This is a genomic window from Actinomadura sp. NPDC049382 (genome assembly GCF_040677125.1).
In the GTDB taxonomy this organism is placed as follows: Bacteria; Actinomycetota; Actinomycetes; order Streptosporangiales; family Streptosporangiaceae; genus Spirillospora; species Spirillospora geliboluensis.
The window spans coordinates 1-1,771 of record NZ_JBFARO010000267.1 but is presented as its reverse complement, the minus strand read 5'-3'; the positions used below and the strand labels follow the sequence as shown (position 1 = coordinate 1,771).

The following is a 1,771-nucleotide window of genomic DNA, read 5'->3' as shown; positions in this document are numbered from 1 at the left end:
CGGGACGGAGGCCGACCGGACGGGCGGCGCGACGGCCACCGGGGCGCGCGGCGCCGAGGCGAGGACCGCGGCGACCGCGGCCGGGACCGCCGCGGCGACGGTCGCGGCGGCGATGCGGGCGCCGCGGCGGTGGCGCGGGCGCGGCGGGACGGGCGGGGGCAGGGCCTTCGTCGCCTGCGGGACGGCGGCGACGGCGGGGGCCATGCGGACGCGGCGCGGCGGCGCGTCGTCACCGGCCAGCGCGTCGTCACCGGCCAGCGCGTCGGCGACCTCCCGGGCGGACGGGGCGTCCTCGCTCAGGCAGCGGGCGGCGAGCGCGGGCAGCTCCCCGGACGTCCCGGACGGCAGGCAGGCGGCCAGGACGGCGCCGAGCGCGCGGACGTCGGCCGCCGCCGTGGCCGGCGCGGGGGCGCCCCGGACGATCCCGCCGATGCCGGTGTCGACCAGCCTGACCTCGTCCCGCAGCAGCATGATCTTGCCGGGCCGCACGTCGCCGTGCGTCACGCCGGCCGCGTGCGCGGCGCCCAGGGCGGCGGCGACCCGGCTGCACACCGACGCGGCCTCGCGGGCGGTGAGCCGGCCGCGGCGGAGCCGGTCCGCGAGGGACTCGCCGTCCAGGAACTCGGTCACCAGGTAGGGGACGAGGCGTCCGGCGGCGTCCCGGGTCAGGTCGCTGTCGTAGACCGTCTCCAGCGCGGGGTGCGACAGCCCGGCGGCGCGGTTGACGCCCTCCTGGAACGCGCGGGGCGGCCCGCCGGGCGCCGGGAGCTTGACCGCGACGGGCCGGTCGAGCAGCTCGTCGAAGGCGCGCCAGACCTCCATCGTCCCGCCGTCGCCGAGGCGTTCCACCAGCCGGTAGCGCTCCGTCAGCCGCAAGCCCGATTCCACTGGACGTCACCCTCGTCCGCGCTCGATGTCGGCGTCCGCACGTCGGTGCCCGGGCGCGATCCCCGGCACGTGGGGGAGTACGCGCGGCCGTCCCCGCCCGGTTCGACGGGCGCGCGGGAGCGGGTGATCGCGCTGGTCGGCGCGGTGACCAGCGCGATCACCCGATCATCACACCCGCGCCGCAGCGCGCTCCGCGCGCCACGCCGCGAGCAGCTCGCGGAGGCCCTCCTCGTAGCGGGCGATGTTCGCGGTCTTCACGTCCTCGTAGCCGCGGATCACGTCGGGCAGCTCCGCGATCCGGACGGCGAGGTCGCGGCGGTCCGCGTCCGCACCGGCGCGCAGGCCCGCGACCAGCTCGTTCACGACGGCGACGTAGCCGGTGACGAGGCGGCGCTCGGCGCGGCGCTGCGCGGCGGCGCCGAACGGGTCGAACGGGGTGCCGCGCAGCCGCCGCATGGCGCGCAGCGCGCGGAACGCCGGGCGGGCCGTCCGGCCGAGCGCGATCTTCCGGTCCAGGCCGACGGCCCGCAGCAGCGGCGGGTGCAGCATGTACGACACGGTCGAGCCCGGCCCGAACTGCTCCTCGACCCGGCGCGCGAGCTCGGGGTCGAGGTGCAGGCGCGCGACCTCGTACTCGTCCTTGTAGGCCATCAGCTTGTACAGGTTGCGCGCGACGGCGACCGCGAGCCGCTGCCCGGTGCCGTCCGCGTCCCGCTCGGCGCGGTCGACGCGCAGGACGGCGTTCAGGTACCGCTCGGCGAGCGCGAGGTCCTGGTAGGCGGCGAGGTCGGGGACGCGGATCCGCAGCACGCGGGCCAGCTCGCCGTCCACGCCGGCCGCCTCGACCAGCGCCGTCGCCGCCGGCGCGGTGGCGTCCAGCGGG

The 1,771-nt window shown here is 79.0% G+C and carries 1 protein-coding gene and 1 pseudogene; both read right to left on the bottom strand.

Going from position 1 to position 1,771, the window contains the following annotated elements; all coding sequences use genetic code 11:
* Positions 1-876: pseudogene (locus AB0K34_RS46565) on the bottom strand (hypothetical protein); the annotation flags it as partial.
* A 180-nt stretch (positions 877-1,056) separates the two neighbouring features.
* Positions 1,057-1,771, bottom strand: a 715-nt coding sequence (locus tag AB0K34_RS46560; protein ID WP_364554958.1) for a DUF6537 domain-containing protein, incomplete at its 5' end; no start/stop codon positions are given.